Genomic DNA, 16,984 nt, shown 5'->3' on the forward strand with positions numbered 1-16,984 from the left:
ACGTGAGGGGAACCCTGAGGGAATCAGAGTCCCTCAGGGTTCCCCTCACGGACCGCTGCCCGGCTTCCGCTCCCTGGTCCGGGGCCCACGGGCGACTTGCACTCAATTGGCGCTGAGAGCAGCGCGGTAACCTTCAGCCGAAGCGGTGCGCCTCAGGCCGTTTCGGGTCGTACGCCGCCCAGCCCGGCTTCCCCTCCCGCGCGAACGCCACCCAGGCGGCATGCACCTCCGCCGCGAGACCGGCCGGAGCGGCGTCCGGACCGAGCAGGCCGGTGTCGCCATGCAGCCAGGGTTCGTCGGCGAGATCGAAGACGAACGGCAGCTCGACGGTGTGCGCGGCACCGAGCCGGCCGTCCAGAGCTGTGGAGCGGTATCCGAACGAATAGACATAAGTGCGGCCGGTCGAGATCTCAGCGTGCGCCTTTGCCAGGCGAGTGGTGCCGGATCCGAACAGCACCTCGCCCAACCGATCCGCGGCGTCGTCCGGTTTTCCCTGCGGCACCAGGTAAAGCCGTCCCTCCTCGGTGTTCGTGCCGATCAGCAGATCGACGTCGCCGACCAGACTGTCAGCGGGCTGCACCGGCAGGACCAGGCTGAACGGGCTGAGCCCAGCGAGCGGGTCTTGCGCAGTGGCGGTACGCAAGTCCAGCCCGGCCAACGCGGGCAGGATCTCCAAGAACCGCTCGTCCGAGATCTCAGCGAACGCCGTCGCTGTCGGTTCGACGCCCAACGCAGCGGCAGCAGCCGACGCAACCCGTCGTGCTTGCTCCGGAGTGAACGCACCAGTGCCGTTTCCACTTTGGACAATCGCGCGCCGGAACAACCCGGTGGACTCCGGGGTCGCGAGCAGCGCACCGGTGAGCGTCGCACCCGCGGATTGCCCGAACACCGTGACATTCCCCGGATCCCCGCCGAAGGCGGCGATCGAATCGCGCACCCACCGGAGCGCGGCGAGGACGTCGAGCAGTCCGCGATTGTCCGGTGATCCCTCCAGGGCAAGGAAACCTGGGATGCCGAGCCGGTAGTTAACCGTCACGAGGACGATGCCGTCGCGGGCGAAGGCGCTGCCGTCGTAGAGTGCGGCGCGAGTCGACCCGGTGACGAAACCGCCGCCGTGCACGAAAACCATCACCGGACGGTGACCAGAATCCGCGGCTGGCGTGCGAACGTCGACCGTCAGATATTCCTCGCCCGGAACCCAACCCGGCCCGAAGTACGGGGTCATGTCGAGACGGCCGAAGTCGCGGACGGGCTGCGGCGCGGTCGGAGACGGCTGGGTTCCGTCGCGGACTCCGGACCAGCCCGGATGCGGCTCGGGCGGAGCGAACCGGCCGGGACCGATCGGAGCGGCGGCGTAGGGAATGGCCCGGTAGCGCTCGCCCGCCGCGCCGCGGTGGCCGCGGACCGCACCCGCCCCGGTCTCGACGACCGGATTTTCCCGCTGAGACACAAGAATCACTTCCTTCAGGAGATCCGGGACAACCCGGCCCATTTCTTGATCGCGAACTTCGACCCGTCCCGCTCGACCTCCGCCGCCCCCGAACCGGGGAAATGCGCCGGGAACAGAAGCGCGTTGTCCTCGACCGCCCGGCCGAGCAGCGCGCGCCGAGTCGCCCGTGCCTCGACCGGGTCCTCGCAGAAACAGGAATTGGTCTCCGGCTCGGCGATCTGCAACGGGGTATGCACGAGGTCGCCGACGAACAGCGCCCGGTCGCCGCCGGAATCCAGCGTCAGGACGGACGAACCGGGGGTGTGCCCCGGCGCGAGGTCGAGCCGCAGATTCTTGTCGATCCGGTACGTCCCGTCCCACAACTGGGCCTGACCCGCCTGCCGCACCGGAGCGACGCTGTCCTCGAAAACGTTCTGGTTCCCCCGTCCGAACACAGTCTCGTTTTCGTTGGCCGGGTCCCAGAACTCGAAGTCCCGCGACGGCATCAGGTAGGTCGCGTTCGGGAAGGTCGGCACCCAGGCGCGCCCGTCGAGGCGGGTATTCCAGCCGACGTGATCGATGTGCAAGTGGGTGTTGATCACGACGTCAACGTCCTCCGGCGAGACACCAGCGGCGGCGAGGTGCTCGAGGTAGCCGGTGTCGAGGCGGCTCCACACCGGCGCGTACGGCCGGTCCTTGTGGTTGCCGACGCCGGTGTCGACGAGGATCGTGCGGCCCTCGCTGCGCAGCAGCCAGGACTGGATCGCCGACTGGCATTCGCCGGTCCCCGGGTCCCAGAAATCGGGGGCCAGCCAGCCGCGGTGCTCGTCCCACGAGCCGGCCGGGCTGTCCGGGAAGAACTGGTCCGGGCTCATCTCGACCGACCCGTAGAACTCCTTGACGCGGGTGACCGTGACGTCGCCCAGAATGATCTCGTCCATGCGACCGAGCCTGGGCCGGCCGGCGCGCCCGGACCACTCCCGCGTTTTCCTACCCCGCGCAGGATGTGGCAGCGCTATGTCACGCGGCGGATAGTGGAATCCATGACCGCTGGCCCGCTAGGGGACTTCCTGCACGCACGACGCGCCCGGCTGCGCCCCTCCGACGTCGGCCTGGCGGACGTCGGACCGCGCCGCCGAGTCGCTGGCCTGCGCCGGGAAGAGCTGGCGCACCTGGCCGGCGTCAGCGTCTCGTACTACACGCGGCTGGAGCAGGGACTCTCCCGAGGCGCGTCAGCCGAGGTGCTCGACGCGATTGCGCGAGCCCTGCAATTGGACACCCACGAACGCGCCCACCTCGACCGCCTCGCCGACGCAGCGCGCCGCACGCCCCAACCGCGCCGTCCGCGCCCGGAGAAGCTGGCCGACGAAACGCGCGACCTCCTCCGCGCGGTCGACAGCGTTCCCGCGCTGGTGCTGGGCCGCCGCACCGACGTGCTGGCCTGGAACCCCCTCGGCCACGCCCTGCTGGCCGGGCACCTGGACCTGGCCCAACGCCCCAACCTGAGCCGGATGCTGTTCCTGGACCCGCACTGCCGCGAGCTGTATGTGGACTGGAAACGCAAGGCCCGCGCAGTGGTCGGCAACCTGCGCAGCACCGTCGGAAAGCACCCCGACGACCCGCTGCTGGCCGAATTGATCGGCGAGCTGACGATGAAGAGCCCGGAGTTCGTCTCCCTGTGGCGAGATCACCGGGTCGGCCCGTGCGACGCCGACTCGTACGAACTGCGGCATCCGGTGGTAGGCAGCGTGCGGGTGACGCAGCAGACGCTGTCGGTGGCCCGGTCGCCGGAGCAGGTGCTGATCGTGTGCACCACTCCGGCGGGGTCGGCTTCGGAGGAGGCACTGACTTTGCTTCGGCAGGTCAGCGCCCCGGAGCCGGTCAGAACGGCAGCTGCCGCCGCAACCGGTTCAGCCAGCGTTCGACCGTATCCTGCGGCTGCCCAGGATCATTAGCCGGCGCGGCCTGCGTGACCGCGTCCTGGACGTGCGAGCCCACGGTCCCCGCGTACTGCGACAGCGCGTACACCACCTGCCAGTAACCCTCGCGCAGCTGCACGGAATTGACCCGCACATACCCGGCAGTGCCGCGCGCCAGGTCGAAGCCGTACCGGCCCTCGGTCGGCTCCGGGATCGCCGAGGTCACCACGACGACCGTCGGGCGGGCGTTCGCGACCACGTCGGTCGGGTCGGCCCCGTGGGCGATCGCGCGGTCGTTGAGGCCGATGTAGTCGATCGACTCCCAGCCGCTGAAGTACGGGATGGCACCCGCGTCCGTCACCGCGAGGGTGCGGTTCGCGGCCGGGACCTCCGCCTTGGCGAGGCCCTTGCCGATCGCGATGTGCGCGCGCTGCAGGTCCGGTCCGTAGTTGGTGATCGCGCCGAGATCCGGCGCCGTCGCGCCCGCCCACGCGGACCAGCCGACGGCGACCGCACCCAGCACCGAGCCGACCACGCGGCTGCCCAACGTCCCGACGGCCAGCGCGGCGCCAAGGCACAGCACCGCGACCGCGTGGTCAGCGAAGCGGTCCAGGTAGTCCATCGTCGGGCCGGAGACCGCATACGTCACGTACGTGACACCGACAGTCACGACCAGCAGCACGCCAGCCGCGCGCGTTGCCCGGCGGAACAGCAGCGAGAGGGTCAGCAGCAGCAATGGCAGGAGGACCAGCGTGGTGTGCTTCGTCCAGATCCAGCCGAGCGAGAGGTTGCCGAACTTCACGTAGAAGGTGTTGGGCAGCAGCTGACCGTAGAACTGCCAGCGCCAGCCGAAATACCCCGCGCCGGCCAGCGCCGCGGCCGCCGTCCACAGCCACTGCGCCCGGCCGCGCTGCCGCACCAGCCACCACAGCACGACCGGCAGCGCGGCCAGCGCGCCCTCCGGCCGGATCATGCCGAGCAGCACCAGCAGAGCGGGCGGTTCCCAGGCGCGCACCCGCGTCCCGTCGAGCACTCGGAGCCCGAGTACGACGACCCGCAGCAGCACCGCGGCGAACGCGGCGGTTTCGAGACCGCCGGTGATGTGGAAGTAGGTCGGGAGGAACACGACGTACGCGCCGGCCCCGACGAGCAGGCCCAGCATCCCGGCCCGGCGGTGGCCCTCGCGCAGGAGCATGGCCAGCGTGGCGAGCCCGAGCACCAGCGAGGTCAGCTTCGTGAACAACGGCAGCGCGACGCCGAGCACCGAGCCCAGCGCACCCCACACGACCCAGGCGAAGTTCGTGAAGCCCTCGACCGGCTGGCCCCGCAGGTTCCACACCGGACCGTGCCCGTCCGCGAGGTTCGCGGAGTAGCGGAAGCTGATGAACGCGTCGTCGATGGTGAAGAACCAGGCCGCCCACGCGCCGACCAGGAACACGACGAGGAGCCCGAGCGACGCGAGCACTACCGGCAGGGCCCGCTTTCGGCGGTCCTCTTCCGGCACTGTCGAATCGATGTCGGCGTGGACAGCCGTCATACCCTGCTCCCTGGCTGTGGACAACGGTCGCCACCTTACCGGGTGAACTTTCTCGCGCTTCGTGCACGCTGCGCAGGTCGTGGTGAGCGGCCGGATTCTCCGGGCGACTCGCTAGCTCGTCTCCGCGTGAGCTTCCAGCGTCACCAAGTCGATCTCCGCCAGCAGCTCCGCCTTAGCCGCCTCCCCCAGGAACGAAGCCTCCACCGCATTCCTCGCCAACGCGGCCACCTCAGCCGCCCGCAGGCCGAGTGTCGTCGCGACCTCCAGGTACTCGCCTTCCAGAGTCGCGCCGAACATCGGCGGATCGTCGGTGTTGAGCGTGACGACGAGCCCGTGGTCGAGCATGCGCCGGACCGGATGCGCCGCGATCGAGGGCACCTGGCGGGTCCGGACGTTCGACGTCGGGCACACCTCGAGCGGGACGCGGTGTTCGGCTAGGTACGCCAGCAGCGCCGGGTCCGTCGCGCAGCTCGTGCCGTGGCCGATTCGTTCCGCGCCGAGGTCGTGGACGGCTGACCAGATCGTCGCCGGGCCGCTCGTTTCGCCGGCGTGCGGCACGCTGTGCAGGCCCGCCTCGCGCGCGGCGGTGAAGAACGGCTCGAATTGTGCCCGGCCGACGCCGATTTCCGGGCCGCCGAGGCCGAAGCTGACCAGTCCGTCCGGGCGTTCCCGCAGCGCGAACACCGCGGTCTCCCGTCCGGCTCGGACGCCCTTCTCGCCGGGAATGTCGAAGCACCAAGCCAATTCGACGCCGTGCTCGGCCTTCGCGACGGCGCGGCCTTCGACGAGTCCGGTGAGCAGTTCGTCGCCGGGCAGGCCGTCGAGAAGGTGGTTGTACGGCGTGACAGTCACTTCGGCGTAGCGGACGTTCTGGCGGGCGAGTTCGGCCGCCAGACCGGTCACGAGCGTGCGGATGTCGTTGCGGTCCTTCAGCATCGACTGCACCGCCCAGTAGACCTTGAGGAAGTGGTCGAAGTCGCGGAACACGAAAAACCGTTCCAGCGCCGCACGATCCGCGGGCACCCCGGCTTCCGGATGCCGGCGCGCCAGCGTGAGAACCGTGTCGACGCCGGCGGATCCGACGAGGTGGACGTGCAGTTCGACCTTGGGCAGGGCATGAATGAACGCGCGCGGGTCAAGCATGAGGAGGCTCCCTGAAGAGTAAAAGAGGTGACGGAGGAAGAAAGACGGGACGACTCAGGGAGCGAGGTCGCCACGGTCGCGGTCGGCTCCGTAGAGCGGCAGCTGAAACTCCGGCACGGCCTCCACTGTAGCGGAGATCGGCTGCGCGACACGGAAAAACACGAAAAGCAAGCCGTTACCGGCGATGGCTCGGCCGGGCCTGGTTGAACAGCACCGCGCAGCAGATCAGCACCAGCCCGGCGACCGCGACCCCGACCACCGGACTGATCAGCAGCACCACCGCGCTGATCACGCTCGCGGCGAAGACCAGTCGCAGGCAAGCCCACAACCCGGGCGTCACCCACGCCAGCGCCCCGGACGCCGCGCACACCCACCGGCCCCGCGCGACCGGCTTGCGATGCCGTCCCGGACCTCGGCGGGCGAAGACTTTCGTCGCGGCGGCCAGCATCTCGTCGCGGGTGGCGATCCGCCGCCCGCCGCGGGCCGGTGCGACGGCCGCGCCGAATTCGACGCGTTCCACCCGGCCGGCGCGGTCGTCTAGCGGGCCGGTGTTCCCCAGCGGTAGAGTCATTTCGTCTGGTCCTTTGCGTAGCAGCGAGTTTCAGACATCCCGTGGCCCCCTGTTCCCGCAGGGGGCCACACCTATCTCCCCGGGCGCGCGACCTGGTTCGACTAGTTCCATCTTGGCCGCGAGCGCACACAGACCTCGATAGCCACTGACGGTCGTCTCGCCGAGCGGCGCCCAGCTGTCGATTAACGGTAAAGAGACACGACGAACTACCGTGCGCAATATCGGTCCACCGGTTCGGCCCAGCAGTTCCGCGAACTTCGGTGAAAACGAACTACCGGGCCGAACTCCGGTTCGCACGCGTCCAATCAGGGGCCTACCTGCACTCCCTTGGATAAACGTCCGCGTCGCGCCCAGCGCGCGCGTGCATCGGCACGGGACAAAACCGTCCGGGAACCCGGATGTCAGCGGCGATTAGTAGCGCATCGGGAACCGCTTTTCATCACTCACAAGAGTGATAGCATCGATTGACGAGAAAGGATCAAGAAGAACCGCCACAGTGGAGCAGCCGGACGCCACCGAGAGCTCTGACCAGTGATTTTCTCGCGAAAACCGGGCCGCTGGGCAACATTGGCATTCAGCCAACCCGACACGAAGTCTTCCGTTCGTCGCTCGCTCAAAGGCATCTGCCGACTGGAATATGCATGCCTTCGGGGTCGAGCCAGAATATTCTTACATGCCTTGCCACCACGACTTCCAGCGGCCCCGGACCCGGCTCGCCGGAATGCTGCCGATCAGCCAATAACGCTGCCGCACCGGACAAATCCCGGCCAGGAACAGGACAGAGCGCGCACCCCTCGATCACCGCGAGAAAACCGTCCCGACGCCAAACAGGTGAACCTATCGGCCCATTTCGGCATTATGCAAGTCCGCGTCTTGCTTCGGCATATTCCATCCTCGATCCTGAGTTGAATATGCCAGCAAAAGACAACGGCTTGACAAGGAAGAAACCATGAGTTCTTACGATCCGGACACCGTGAGTTCTTCGCTCGACGCCACCGCCTGGCAGCGGCCTTCGGCGTGCGGCGGCAACGGCGGGGACTGCGTCGAAGTGAATCTGAGCGATCCCGATCTTGTCGCGGTACGGGATTCCAAGATCGGCCGTTCCCCCGCGCTCGTCTTCGACAATCAGGAATGGGAGGCGTTCGCCGGCGCGCTGCGCGAGGGGCAGTTCGACCGCTGAAAGATCGTCTTCCCGGGCCCCCCGCCCGAAATGCGTCCCGGACGACCGGACGGGCCCCGCCCGTCTTGGCCGGGACGAATGATAGGACTACTATGCTTTCGTGCCCGGCAACGGTATCTCCTCTTCCCCCGATCGGACGGCTCGCGCCTCGTGAGCCGGCTTTCCGTCGAGGCCCAGCTTGTCGAACTGGGCAAACTTCTCGTCGCCGCCCGCGTGGAACGCGGGCTGACCCAGGGCGAACTCGGCGACGCCCTCGGCTACACGCAGCCGAACATCAGCAAGATGGAGCGCGCCAGGACCCGCGTCCACCCGCACCTGCTCGACAAATGGATCGACATCCTCGAGGTCGCCCCCGCCGACGCGGCGACGATGCGGCAGTACAACCAGGCCTCCCGCGCCGACCGGGTGTGGAACGCCCGCCGCCTCGCGGCCAGCCCGGCCTGGTTCCATCCGGTGTTCGAGGCCGAGCAGGAGGCCGCGATCGTCCTGAAGTGGACCGGCGAGCGCATCAGCGGAATGCTCCAGACCGAGGACTACATGATGGAGCAGTTCCAGGCCTACGGCCGCACCGACGTGACCGACGCGGTGCACGAACGCAAGCTGCGGGCCAAACTCCTCGACGACTACCCGGACCGGACGTACAAGTTCATTCTCAGCGAAAGCGCGGTCCACCGGCTGACGCGGGCGCACACGGACAATCCGTACGTCGCGCTCGGCCAGGTCCGGCACCTGCTCGGCCTGGCCCGCAATCATCCCGGGGCGACGATCCGGTTCGTGCCGTTCGACAAAGGCCCGCTGCACGTCGGACCCGATTTCACGATTTTGCAGTTCGCCAACAACAAGCTCGACCGGTCTTTCGCCGAAACGTCGAATGGCGTCCAGACTTTCATGAACGAGTCCGAAACCTACGACACCGATCTGCAATCATGGGAATCCCTTTCGAGTGTCGCCCTCTCGGCGGAGGAATCGGCAATTCTTCTCGAAGAAGCCGAAGCGGATCTGATCAGCACCCGTACGCCCGCTGTCCGGCGGCCCGGAGACCGGCTACGCTGATCCCGCGCCGTCGACCACGAGGAGAAACTGGTGACTGGCCTGGAACACGAGTCCTTTCCGCCGCCGGGGATCGACCTCAGCCGCCCGAGCGTGGCCCGCGTCTACGACTATTACCTCGGCGGGACCGCCAACTGGGAAATCGACCGGCAGTTCGCCGAACGCATGCTGCGCGATTATCCGACCGTGCGCCCGATCGCGCAGGCCAACCGCCGGTTTCTGCACCGGGCGGTCCGGCATCTGGTGCGCGCGGGAATACGGCAAATCGTCGACCTCGGTTCCGGCGTTCCCACGATGGGGCACGCGCATGAAATCGCCGAGCAGATCGCGCCCGGAAAGGTGAATGTCGCGTACGTCGACTGCGAACCGGTCGCCGTCGCGCATTCCACCAGCCTGCTGCGCGAACAGGGCGACCCCGCCCGGCACGTCGCCCTTCACGCCGACCTGCGCGACCCGCCGCGGCTGTGGTCCCTGCTCGCCGGATCGGGCGTCGTCGACCTCGACCAGCCGATCGCGCTGCTGCTCATCTCCGTCCTGCATTTCGGGCTGCCGCCCGCACCGGGCAGCGGCGGCGGCGAAGACCTCGGGTCCAGCGTCGTCGCCGCCTACCGCGACCTCCTCGTTCCCGGGTCGTATCTGGCGCTGTCCCACGTCACCGACGAGGGCGTCCCGCCGCACTGCGAGCAACTCCTCGCCGACGCCAAGGAGCGGTACGCCGAGGCGGGCGCCGATCTCGTCTACCGCGGCCGGGCCGAGATCACCGGCCTGTTCGGGGACTTCGCCCTGCTCGAACCCGGCGTCACCTGGACCCCGCTGTGGCATCCGGAGGAGGCCGGCCCGCACGAGCAGCCCCTCCTCCTCGGCGCGGCCAGCGAATCGCTGCTGCTCGCCGGGGTGGCACACAAGGAGCGACACATCTGAAATGACGGAGATTTGCGTTATCTCAGTCATTACGCTAACTTGAGATGCATGGACGAGGACTGGGAACTCGCGTTCGCCGACGACGCCGGCCGCCACTTCGCGCGGCAGTACGGCATGACGCCGATGACCGGGCGCGTGATCGGCTGGCTGCTGCTCTGCGATCCGCAGCAGCAGACGATCGCCGAGCTCGCGAGCGCGCTGCGGGCCAGCCGCAGTGCAGTCACCAGCGCGATCAGCGAACTCGAAGAGTGGTCCTGGATCCAGCGCACGCGCACGGCCGGGGAACGGGTCGACCGCGTGCGGCTCGCGCCGGACGTGTGGCTGCACCTGCTCGACAACCAGTCCGAGCACGCCTCGCTCGGCGCGCTGGCCCAGCGCGGGCTGGACGCGATGACCGGCCAGCCCGCTGAACGACGGGCCCGGCTGGAAGAACTCGCGGAGTTCACGAAGTTCCTCGCCGAGCGGATGCCCGAGCTCGCCGTCGAATGGCGGGCTCGGCGCGAAGCCTTGCACCGCAAGTAAATCCGGCTTCACCACGCGCCTGGCGAACCCGTCAGGCGATTTCGCCCTGCCCGAAATACCTCACTGGGGAGAACTGATGTCCTTCAACCACGCCCACTGGCAGCAGCGGCTCGACACCCTGCGCGCCGCCCACGGCGTTCCGGGCGCCTCGCTGGCCGTGCTGGCCGACGGAGAGGTGCACGAACTCGCGAGCGGGGTCCTGCACCGAGGAACCGGCGTCGAGGTCACCACCGACTCGGTGTTCCTGTCCGGTTCGCTCGCGAAGACCTACACAGCGACCGTCGTGCTGAACCTGGTCGACGCGGGCGCGCTCGACCTCGACACCCCGATCGTCAAGCTGCTGCCGGAATTCGCGACGCCGGACCCGGTCGCCACCGAGCAGATCACCGTCCGGCAGCTGCTGAGCCACACCGGCGGCCTGACCTGCGACTTCACCTACGACTCCGGTCGCGGCGACGACTGCCTCGCCCGCTACGTCGAGGCCGCCGCCGGGGTGGGGCTGGACTGCCCGCCCGGCACCGCGCTGTCCTACAGCAGCGTCGGGTACGCCGTGCTGGGCCGGGTCGTCGAGGTCGTGACCGGCAAGACGTGGGACCAGGCGGTGAAAGACCTGCTGTTCGCCCCGCTCGGGCTGGAGCACTCGATGACGCTGCCCGAGGAGGCTTTGCGCTTCCGCGTGGCGATGAGCCACCTCGGCGAGGAACCCACACCTGCCTGGGACTTGATGCCGCGCTCAGCCGGACCGTACGGCCGCGTCATCATCTCCGCCGGCGACGTCGCGCGCTTCGCGAAGATGCATCTGGACGGCGGGGTCGCGGCCGACGGCACGCGCGTGCTGTCCAGCGACGCGGTCGCGCTGATGCAACGCCGGGTGGTCGACAGCCCGGACAAGTGGACCGTTTCCGCCGACGGCTGGGGCCTCGGCTGGACGCTCTACGACTGGAACGGTGTCGCCGGGTTCGGGCATGACGGCAGTTCCGTCGCACAGCACTCGTTCCTGCGGGTGGTGCCGCACGCCGGAGTGGCGGTCGTGCTGCTGACCAACGGCGGCGACTTCGACGGGCTGTACCACGAGCTGTTCAGCGACCTGCTGCGCGAGCTGGCCGACGTCGAGATGCCAGCGCCGTTCGCGCCGCCCGGCAACCCGCCCGCGGTGGACATCACGCCGCTGGCCGGGACTTACGTGCGGGAAGGCGTGATCACCACGATCAGCCGCGCTGACGACGGCACAGCGCGGATCCGGTACGAGTTCGTGGACGGGATGAAGGACCTGTCGCCGCCGCTGGAAGCGGAACTGGTGCCCGTGACCGAGACGGTGTTCGCCGCGTGCGGGGAAAACTTCGGCGCGAACCCGGTGCCGGTGGTCTTCTCGAAGCTCGCCGACGGGAGCCCGTGTGTCTACATTGGAATGCGGGCTACGCCGAAAACCTCATGACAGCAACCGCTGTTCCTTGGCCACCGCGACCGCCCCGGCCCGGGTGTCCACGCCGAGTTTCTCGTAAATCCGCCCCAGATGCGTTTTCACCGTCGCCTCGCTGATGAACAGCCGCCGCGCGATCTCCCGGTTCCCCAACCCCTGCGCGAGCTGTTCGAGAATGTCCCGCTCGCGGTCGGTGAGCGTCGGCCGCGGCGCGCGCAGCTGGGCCATCATCCGGTCGGCCACCGGCGGCGACAACGCCGTCCGTCCCGCCGCGGCCGACCGGATCGCCGCGTACAGCTCGTCGGCGGACTCGGCCTTCAGCAGATATCCCGTGGCACCGGCCTCAATCGAGCGCGTGATGTCGGCGTCGGTGTCGTACGTGGTCAGCACCAGCACTCGCGGCGGCGTCGGAGCCGAGCGGAGCCGCCGGATCGCTTCCACGCCGTCCATTCCGTCGCCCAGCTGCAAATCCATCAACACCACATCCGGCCGCAACGCGGCGGCGAGGTTGAGCGCCTCCTGCCCCGTCGCCGCCTCGCCGACGACCTCGATCCCGCCCGCACCGGCCAGCAGCGCGCGCAGTCCGGCCCGGACCATGGCGTGGTCGTCGCAGAGCACGACGCGGATGGACTGCTCGTCAGACATGGCTGGGTCCCAACGGAATCGCGGCCGAGACGGCGGTGCCCTGCCCGGGCGCGGATTCGACGGTCAACCGGCCGCCGAGCTGCGTCGCCCGCGCGCGCATGGCGGGCAGGCCGTGGCCGCGGCCCTCGGCGCTCGGGGCGGCCGGGTCGAAACCCCGGCCGTCGTCGGTGATGTCCAGCACGACCTCATCGTCCAGGTAGGTGAGGGTGAGCGCCACTCCCGACGCGTCCGCGTGTTCGCGCGCGTTGGCCAGCGCGCCCTGCGCGATCCGGACCAACGTGGACTGCACCCGGCTCGGCAGCGGTCGCGCGGGTCCGTCGACCTGGACGCGCACCGGCCGCGGTTCGCGTTCGGCGACGTTTCGCAGCGCTTCCTCGACCGAGTGCCCGTCGAGATCGGCGGGGGCCAGGTCTTGCACGAGACCACGGGCTTCGGCCAGGTTTCGCGTGCCGATCTGTTGTGCCGCATGCAAATGCTCGCGCGCCAAGTCCGGATCAGCCCAGGCGCGGTCGGCCGCTTGCAGCAGCATCGCTTGGCTGGACAAACCTTGCGCGAGTGCGTCGTGGATTTCCCGAGACAGCCGTTGCCGTTCGTCCAGCATTCCCGCGCGCCGCTCGGTTTCCCGCAGCCGCACCGCCTGCCGCCGCAGGTACGTGATCACCGCGGCGGTCACGGCGGCGACAGCGACCGGCACGATGGTCAGGTTCGGGTCGAAGCCGCTCGCGAGCCGGTTCTGGGAGAGCACCACCAACGCGGTCACCAGCGTCACCAGCACTAATGCGGGTCCGGTGGGCAGCGTCCGGAGACCGGTGACGAACAGCGGGACCGCGCACCACGCGAAGCTCGGCGCGAGCAGCACGAGCACGACCCACAGCACGGTCACGACGGTCAGCCACGCCAGATACGGCACGGTCACCTGCTCCGGACCGGTCACCCGCAGCACCAGTCCGACCGCGTAGACCGCGGCCAGGCAGCCGGTCAGCGCGATCACCCACGGCGCGGCCGGTTCGCCGTGGTGGTGGTCGAGGAAGCGCACGATCGACGCGACCAGCAGCAGGAAGAACGCCGTGTGCATGGTCGCGGCCAGCCACCGCGCGTCCCGGTCAGTCATCGCCACCTCCGTTTCGGGTCCTCTGTGGAGCCTGACCTGTGCGAACCCGGCCGGCATCAGCCGATCGGACGACCTGAGTGTCGGCCGTTCCGCGCCGCGAGGCGAGCCGAGACTCCGATCCGGTGAAGGCGGTCCCGGACGCACGATGAACGCATCAAACCGGACAAGCCAAGGAGCACCCGATGAAGAACTTCACCGCCAAGACCCGCATCGCCACCGTCGTCGGCGGCCTCGCCGTGATCGGAGCCGCCACCACCGGCGCGCTGGCCGCCAACGCCGCCACCCCGGCCGCGTCCGCCGCCCCCGCCGCCGCTCCCGCTCAGGCCGCGCCGAAGGGTCTGGTCCAGACCACACACCTGTCGATCGCCGCCGCGCAGAAGGCCGCGCAGGCCGCTCTCAACGCCGCCGAGAAGGCGGGCCAGCACGTGTCGGTCGCGGTGGTCGACCGCGACGGCAACACCGTCGTCACCCTGCGCGGCGACGGCGCCGGGCCGCAGTCGTACTCGTCGGCCGAGGAGAAGGCGTTCACCGCGGTTTCGTGGAACGCCAAGACCTCCGAGCTGGCCGGACGGCTGCAGCAGGCCCCGACCCTGAAGGACATCAAGGGCACCCTGTTCCTCGCTGGGGCGGTCCCGGTGGACGCGAACAACGCCCCGATCGCGGCGGTCGGCGTGGCCGGTGCGCCGTCCGGCGCGCAGGACGAGAGCTTCGCGCAGGCCGGGGTGGACGCGCTCGGCAAGTAAGACCCCCCCCCCGCGGGGATTCGGCCGGTGGTCCGGTTCCGGTTCGGCGGGCCTCGTCGCTGACGGCGAGGCCCGCTGGCCGGGCGGGCCTTTTTGGCGGAACCCTCCGGTGCCGGTCGCCCTGAGCCCGGGCTTCGGGCCAGCACCAAGGCTGGCCGAACCCGCCCCCAGACAGAAACCGGTCGGCCCCGTCAACAACCAGCAGCCGACCCGCCCGTCCGCTCACGAGGTCCGCACAGCCCCGTACCGCAGTCCGTCCAGGAGGATCTCGGTGATCCGGACCGCCTCGTCCTTCCACCCCTCGGCGATGCGCATCCCGCAAATCCCGCCGAGCGCGCGCAGCACAGTGCGTCCGCCGATGTCAGCGCGGAGCGTCCCGGCCGCGGCACCGGCTTGGAGCAACTCGTCGAGCGCACCGGCCATCTGCGCCCGAGCGTCCTCGAACACCGGCGAATCCGTCGCCATGATGCTCTCCAGCGCGACCGCCATCCCCTTGCCGACGGCCGCGTGGTCCACCAACCGCAGCAGGAAATATCTCAACGCCTCGTCTGGCGCGTGCTGCTCAAGCAGTTGAGCCGGCAGAGCGCACAACTGGTCGACTTCCTGCCGGTAGACCTCTTCCACGAGGGCTTCGCGCGTCTCGAAATGCCGGTAGAGCGTGCCGACCGCGAGCCCGGCTCGCTTGGCGATCTCGTCGACATGCGCGTCGGACTCTCCGGCGAGGAACGCTTCCCGCGCGGCAGCCAGGAGCGCATCACGGTTGCGTCGCGCATCGGCGCGCAACGGACGGGTGGACGGCACCGGCACCTCCATAAAGTGAGTCCGGCTCAGCTTAGTGTACCGTTTCCGGAGTCAGACTCACCTTAACGCGGGAGCGATGCCATGACAGTTCCGGACGAAGGTCTCGCGGGCCTCCGCGTGCTGGTGACCGGCGGCAGCCGAGGGCTAGGCGCCGCGACGGTCCGCCGCTTCGCCGCCGCGGGCGCGACAGTGCTGACGGCTTCGCGCAGTGCACCGCCGGACGATCTGCCCGCGACGTTCCTCCCCGCAGACCTCTCGACGGAAGCTGGCGCGGCGGAGCTCGGCCGTCGGGTGATCGAGAGCGTCGGCGGGATTGACGTGCTGGTCAACAACGCGGGAGCCGCGACCGATCCCTCGCCGACGCTCAAGCGGACCGACGAATCCTGGCTCGCCGACCTGGAGATGAACCTGCTCAGCGCGGTTCGTCTCGATCGTGTGCTGGTGCCGGGGATGGTCGAACGCGGGTCCGGCGTGGTCGTGCACGTGTCGTCGATCGCGAGCCACCTGCCGCAGCGTGGCGAAGCTCCCTATGCGGCGGCGAAGGCCGCGCTCAATGTGTACAGCCGTTCGCTGGCGACGGAGGTCAGCGCGCAGGGCGTGCGGGTCGTGTGCGTGTTGCCGGGGTTTGTGGTCACGGAGGGCGCGGCCGCGCATCTTCAGCAGATCGCGTCGCAGGAAGGCGTTGGGGTGGACGAGATTCAGCAGCAGATCGTGGACCGGCTGGACGTGCCGATGGGGCGGCCCGGCGACCCGTCGGACGTGGCGGAGATGATCGCGTTTCTCGCGTCGAGCCGGGCGAAATGGTTGACCGGAGCGGAATTCCGGGTCGACGGCGGAATCATCCCGGCAGTCTGACCGCAGCGACGGAAGGAGTATCCGATGGACTTGAAACTTGGTGCGGTGATCATCGACGCGGCGTCGCTTGAGGAGGAGAGCGCGTTCTGGCATCGACTGCTCGGCGGTTCGGTTGCTACGTCAGAAACTCACCACTTCCTGCGGACTGAAGGGTTTCCGGTGCTGGTGATTCAGCACGCCGCCGGGCAGACGCCGCCGGAATGGCCGGACGGAGCGTCGCAGCAGATGCACCTGGACGTGACCGCGGATGATCTTGCCGCCGCGGAGAAGCGGGCGCTGGAGGCGGGAGCGCGGCGGCTTTCCGGTCACGTGTACGCGAGTCCGGCGGGGCATCCATTCTGCCTTCGGCAGGCTTGAAGCTCCGATAGGCTCGATGGATGACTCAAGCTGCCTTGTCGTTCGGCGCGGCGGCGTCGGCGTATGCCGAGCATCGCCCGGACTACGCGGAGGCTGCGGTGCGATGGGCGCTCGACGCGGCGCCCGGGCCTCGGGTGCTCGACCTCGGTGCGGGCACCGGGAAACTCACCGCCGCGCTGGGCGCCGACGTGATCGCGGTCGAGCCGGACCCGGCGATGCTCGGCGAACTCCGTCGCGCGCTGCCGGACGTCCGCGCCGAGCGAGGCAGTGCCGAAGCGATCCCGCTGCCGGACGGGTCCGTCGACGCCGTGCTTTCCGGCAACGCGATGCATTGGTTCGACATGGCCGTCGCCGGACCGGAGATCGCCCGGGTTCTTTCGCCCGGCGGGATTTTGGCCGGGTTGTGGAACGTCGTGGACGACCAGGTGGGCTGGGTCGCCGAGCTGGCGCGGGTCAGCGGCAGCGCGGCGATCGGGCCGCGCGACACCCCGTCAGGCTGGCGTTCCGCGACCGCGCGTCTTCCGGAAGCCGATTCGCCGACCAGGTTCGAGTCGCCGGAACGCGCCGAGTTCCCGCACGGTCAGCTTCGTACCGCTGACACTTTGGTCGCGACTCTATCCACTCGGGCCGGGATGCTGATGCTGCCGGAACCTGAGCGGTCCGCGGCGCTTGACCGGATCCGGGCTTTCCTCGCGGAGCGGCCGGAGACGGAGTCAGGGACATTCACGCTGCCGATGTCGACTTGTGCACTGCGCGCTCGGCGTCGCTGAAACATCCGTC

18 protein-coding genes are annotated in these 16,984 nt (G+C 69.2%); 10 read left to right on the forward strand and 8 right to left on the reverse strand.

What is annotated here, in order from left to right:
• Positions 1 to 133: 133 nt before the first annotated feature.
• On the reverse strand, positions 134 to 1,450 hold the full coding sequence (locus ACFORO_RS20730; protein ID WP_377871446.1) for a carboxylesterase/lipase family protein: 1,317 nt from the start codon (positions 1,448 to 1,450) through the stop codon (positions 134 to 136).
• A 14-nt stretch (positions 1,451 to 1,464) separates the two neighbouring features.
• On the reverse strand, positions 1,465 to 2,370 hold the full coding sequence (locus ACFORO_RS20735; RefSeq protein ID WP_377871447.1) for an MBL fold metallo-hydrolase: 906 nt from the start codon (positions 2,368 to 2,370) through the stop codon (positions 1,465 to 1,467).
• A gap of 102 nt (positions 2,371 to 2,472) precedes the next feature.
• On the opposite strand from ACFORO_RS20735, the gene ACFORO_RS20740 reads away from it, so the two are divergent.
• Entirely contained in the window at positions 2,473 to 3,384 is a 912-nt protein-coding gene (locus ACFORO_RS20740; protein ID WP_377871448.1) for a helix-turn-helix domain-containing protein, read from the forward strand.
• Here the strand turns inward: ACFORO_RS20740 and ACFORO_RS20745 are convergent.
• The 3 genes from ACFORO_RS20745 to ACFORO_RS20755 form a co-directional block, all read right to left on the reverse strand.
• Complete coding sequence (locus ACFORO_RS20745) at positions 3,311 to 4,885, reverse strand: hypothetical protein (protein WP_377871449.1); 1,575 nt, start codon at positions 4,883 to 4,885, stop codon at positions 3,311 to 3,313. The two genes, ACFORO_RS20740 and ACFORO_RS20745, sit on opposite strands and share 74 nt — an antisense overlap.
• A gap of 111 nt (positions 4,886 to 4,996) precedes the next feature.
• Positions 4,997 to 6,028 (reverse strand): adenosine deaminase, encoded by a 1,032-nt coding sequence (add, locus tag ACFORO_RS20750; protein ID WP_377871450.1) that lies wholly within the window; start codon positions 6,026 to 6,028, stop codon positions 4,997 to 4,999.
• 175 nt (positions 6,029 to 6,203) lie between these two features.
• Complete coding sequence (locus ACFORO_RS20755; protein ID WP_377871451.1) at positions 6,204 to 6,599, reverse strand: hypothetical protein; 396 nt, start codon at positions 6,597 to 6,599, stop codon at positions 6,204 to 6,206.
• Positions 6,600 to 7,548: 949 nt separating this feature from the next.
• Between ACFORO_RS20755 and ACFORO_RS20760 the strand changes: the two genes are divergently transcribed.
• From ACFORO_RS20760 to ACFORO_RS20780, 5 genes are all read left to right on the forward strand, one after another.
• Complete coding sequence (locus ACFORO_RS20760) at positions 7,549 to 7,779, forward strand: DUF397 domain-containing protein (RefSeq protein WP_354750633.1); 231 nt, start codon at positions 7,549 to 7,551, stop codon at positions 7,777 to 7,779.
• Positions 7,780 to 7,929: 150 nt separating this feature from the next.
• The gene (locus ACFORO_RS20765) at positions 7,930 to 8,832 is read left to right on the forward strand and encodes a Scr1 family TA system antitoxin-like transcriptional regulator (protein ID WP_377871453.1); all 903 of its coding nucleotides are present in this window, start codon (positions 7,930 to 7,932) and stop codon (positions 8,830 to 8,832) included.
• Positions 8,833 to 8,862: 30 nt separating this feature from the next.
• Positions 8,863 to 9,750: an SAM-dependent methyltransferase gene (locus ACFORO_RS20770; protein WP_377871455.1), complete on the forward strand. Its 888-nt coding sequence runs from the start codon at positions 8,863 to 8,865 to the stop codon at positions 9,748 to 9,750.
• 48 nt (positions 9,751 to 9,798) lie between these two features.
• On the forward strand, positions 9,799 to 10,272 hold the full coding sequence (locus tag ACFORO_RS20775; protein ID WP_377871457.1) for a GbsR/MarR family transcriptional regulator: 474 nt from the start codon (positions 9,799 to 9,801) through the stop codon (positions 10,270 to 10,272).
• 76 nt (positions 10,273 to 10,348) lie between these two features.
• A complete protein-coding gene (locus tag ACFORO_RS20780; RefSeq protein WP_377871458.1) occupies positions 10,349 to 11,707 on the forward strand; it encodes a serine hydrolase domain-containing protein in 1,359 nt (452 codons plus the stop codon).
• Here ACFORO_RS20780 and ACFORO_RS20785 read toward each other — a convergent pair.
• Both ACFORO_RS20785 and ACFORO_RS20790 read right to left on the reverse strand, forming a co-directional pair.
• Entirely contained in the window at positions 11,702 to 12,337 is a 636-nt protein-coding gene (locus ACFORO_RS20785) for a response regulator transcription factor (protein WP_354750628.1), read from the reverse strand. The two genes, ACFORO_RS20780 and ACFORO_RS20785, sit on opposite strands and share 6 nt — an antisense overlap.
• Positions 12,330 to 13,448, reverse strand: coding sequence for a sensor histidine kinase (locus ACFORO_RS20790; protein ID WP_354750627.1), 1,119 nt, complete (start codon positions 13,446 to 13,448; stop codon positions 12,330 to 12,332). Before ACFORO_RS20790 ends, ACFORO_RS20785 begins: the two co-directional genes overlap by 8 nt.
• A gap of 182 nt (positions 13,449 to 13,630) precedes the next feature.
• Between ACFORO_RS20790 and ACFORO_RS20795 the strand changes: the two genes are divergently transcribed.
• Complete coding sequence (locus ACFORO_RS20795; RefSeq protein WP_377871459.1) at positions 13,631 to 14,191, forward strand: GlcG/HbpS family heme-binding protein; 561 nt, start codon at positions 13,631 to 13,633, stop codon at positions 14,189 to 14,191.
• A gap of 222 nt (positions 14,192 to 14,413) precedes the next feature.
• Here the strand turns inward: ACFORO_RS20795 and ACFORO_RS20800 are convergent, their stop codons facing one another.
• Positions 14,414 to 14,992: a TetR/AcrR family transcriptional regulator gene (locus ACFORO_RS20800; protein ID WP_377871460.1), complete on the reverse strand. Its 579-nt coding sequence runs from the start codon at positions 14,990 to 14,992 to the stop codon at positions 14,414 to 14,416.
• Positions 14,993 to 15,073: 81 nt separating this feature from the next.
• On the opposite strand from ACFORO_RS20800, the gene ACFORO_RS20805 reads away from it, so the two are divergent.
• From ACFORO_RS20805 to ACFORO_RS20815, 3 genes are read left to right on the forward strand one after another with little or no spacing between them, the layout of a single operon-like run.
• Entirely contained in the window at positions 15,074 to 15,847 is a 774-nt protein-coding gene (locus tag ACFORO_RS20805) for an oxidoreductase (protein WP_377871461.1), read from the forward strand.
• A gap of 24 nt (positions 15,848 to 15,871) precedes the next feature.
• Positions 15,872 to 16,204 (forward strand): VOC family protein, encoded by a 333-nt coding sequence (locus tag ACFORO_RS20810; RefSeq protein WP_354750623.1) that lies wholly within the window; start codon positions 15,872 to 15,874, stop codon positions 16,202 to 16,204.
• A 20-nt stretch (positions 16,205 to 16,224) separates the two neighbouring features.
• Positions 16,225 to 16,974, forward strand: a complete 750-nt coding sequence (locus ACFORO_RS20815) for a class I SAM-dependent methyltransferase (RefSeq protein WP_377871462.1) — start codon at positions 16,225 to 16,227, stop codon at positions 16,972 to 16,974.
• Positions 16,975 to 16,984 lie beyond the last annotated feature (10 nt).

The organism is Amycolatopsis halotolerans, from assembly GCF_042647905.1.
GTDB classification, from domain to species: Bacteria; Actinomycetota; Actinomycetes; order Mycobacteriales; family Pseudonocardiaceae; genus Amycolatopsis; species Amycolatopsis halotolerans.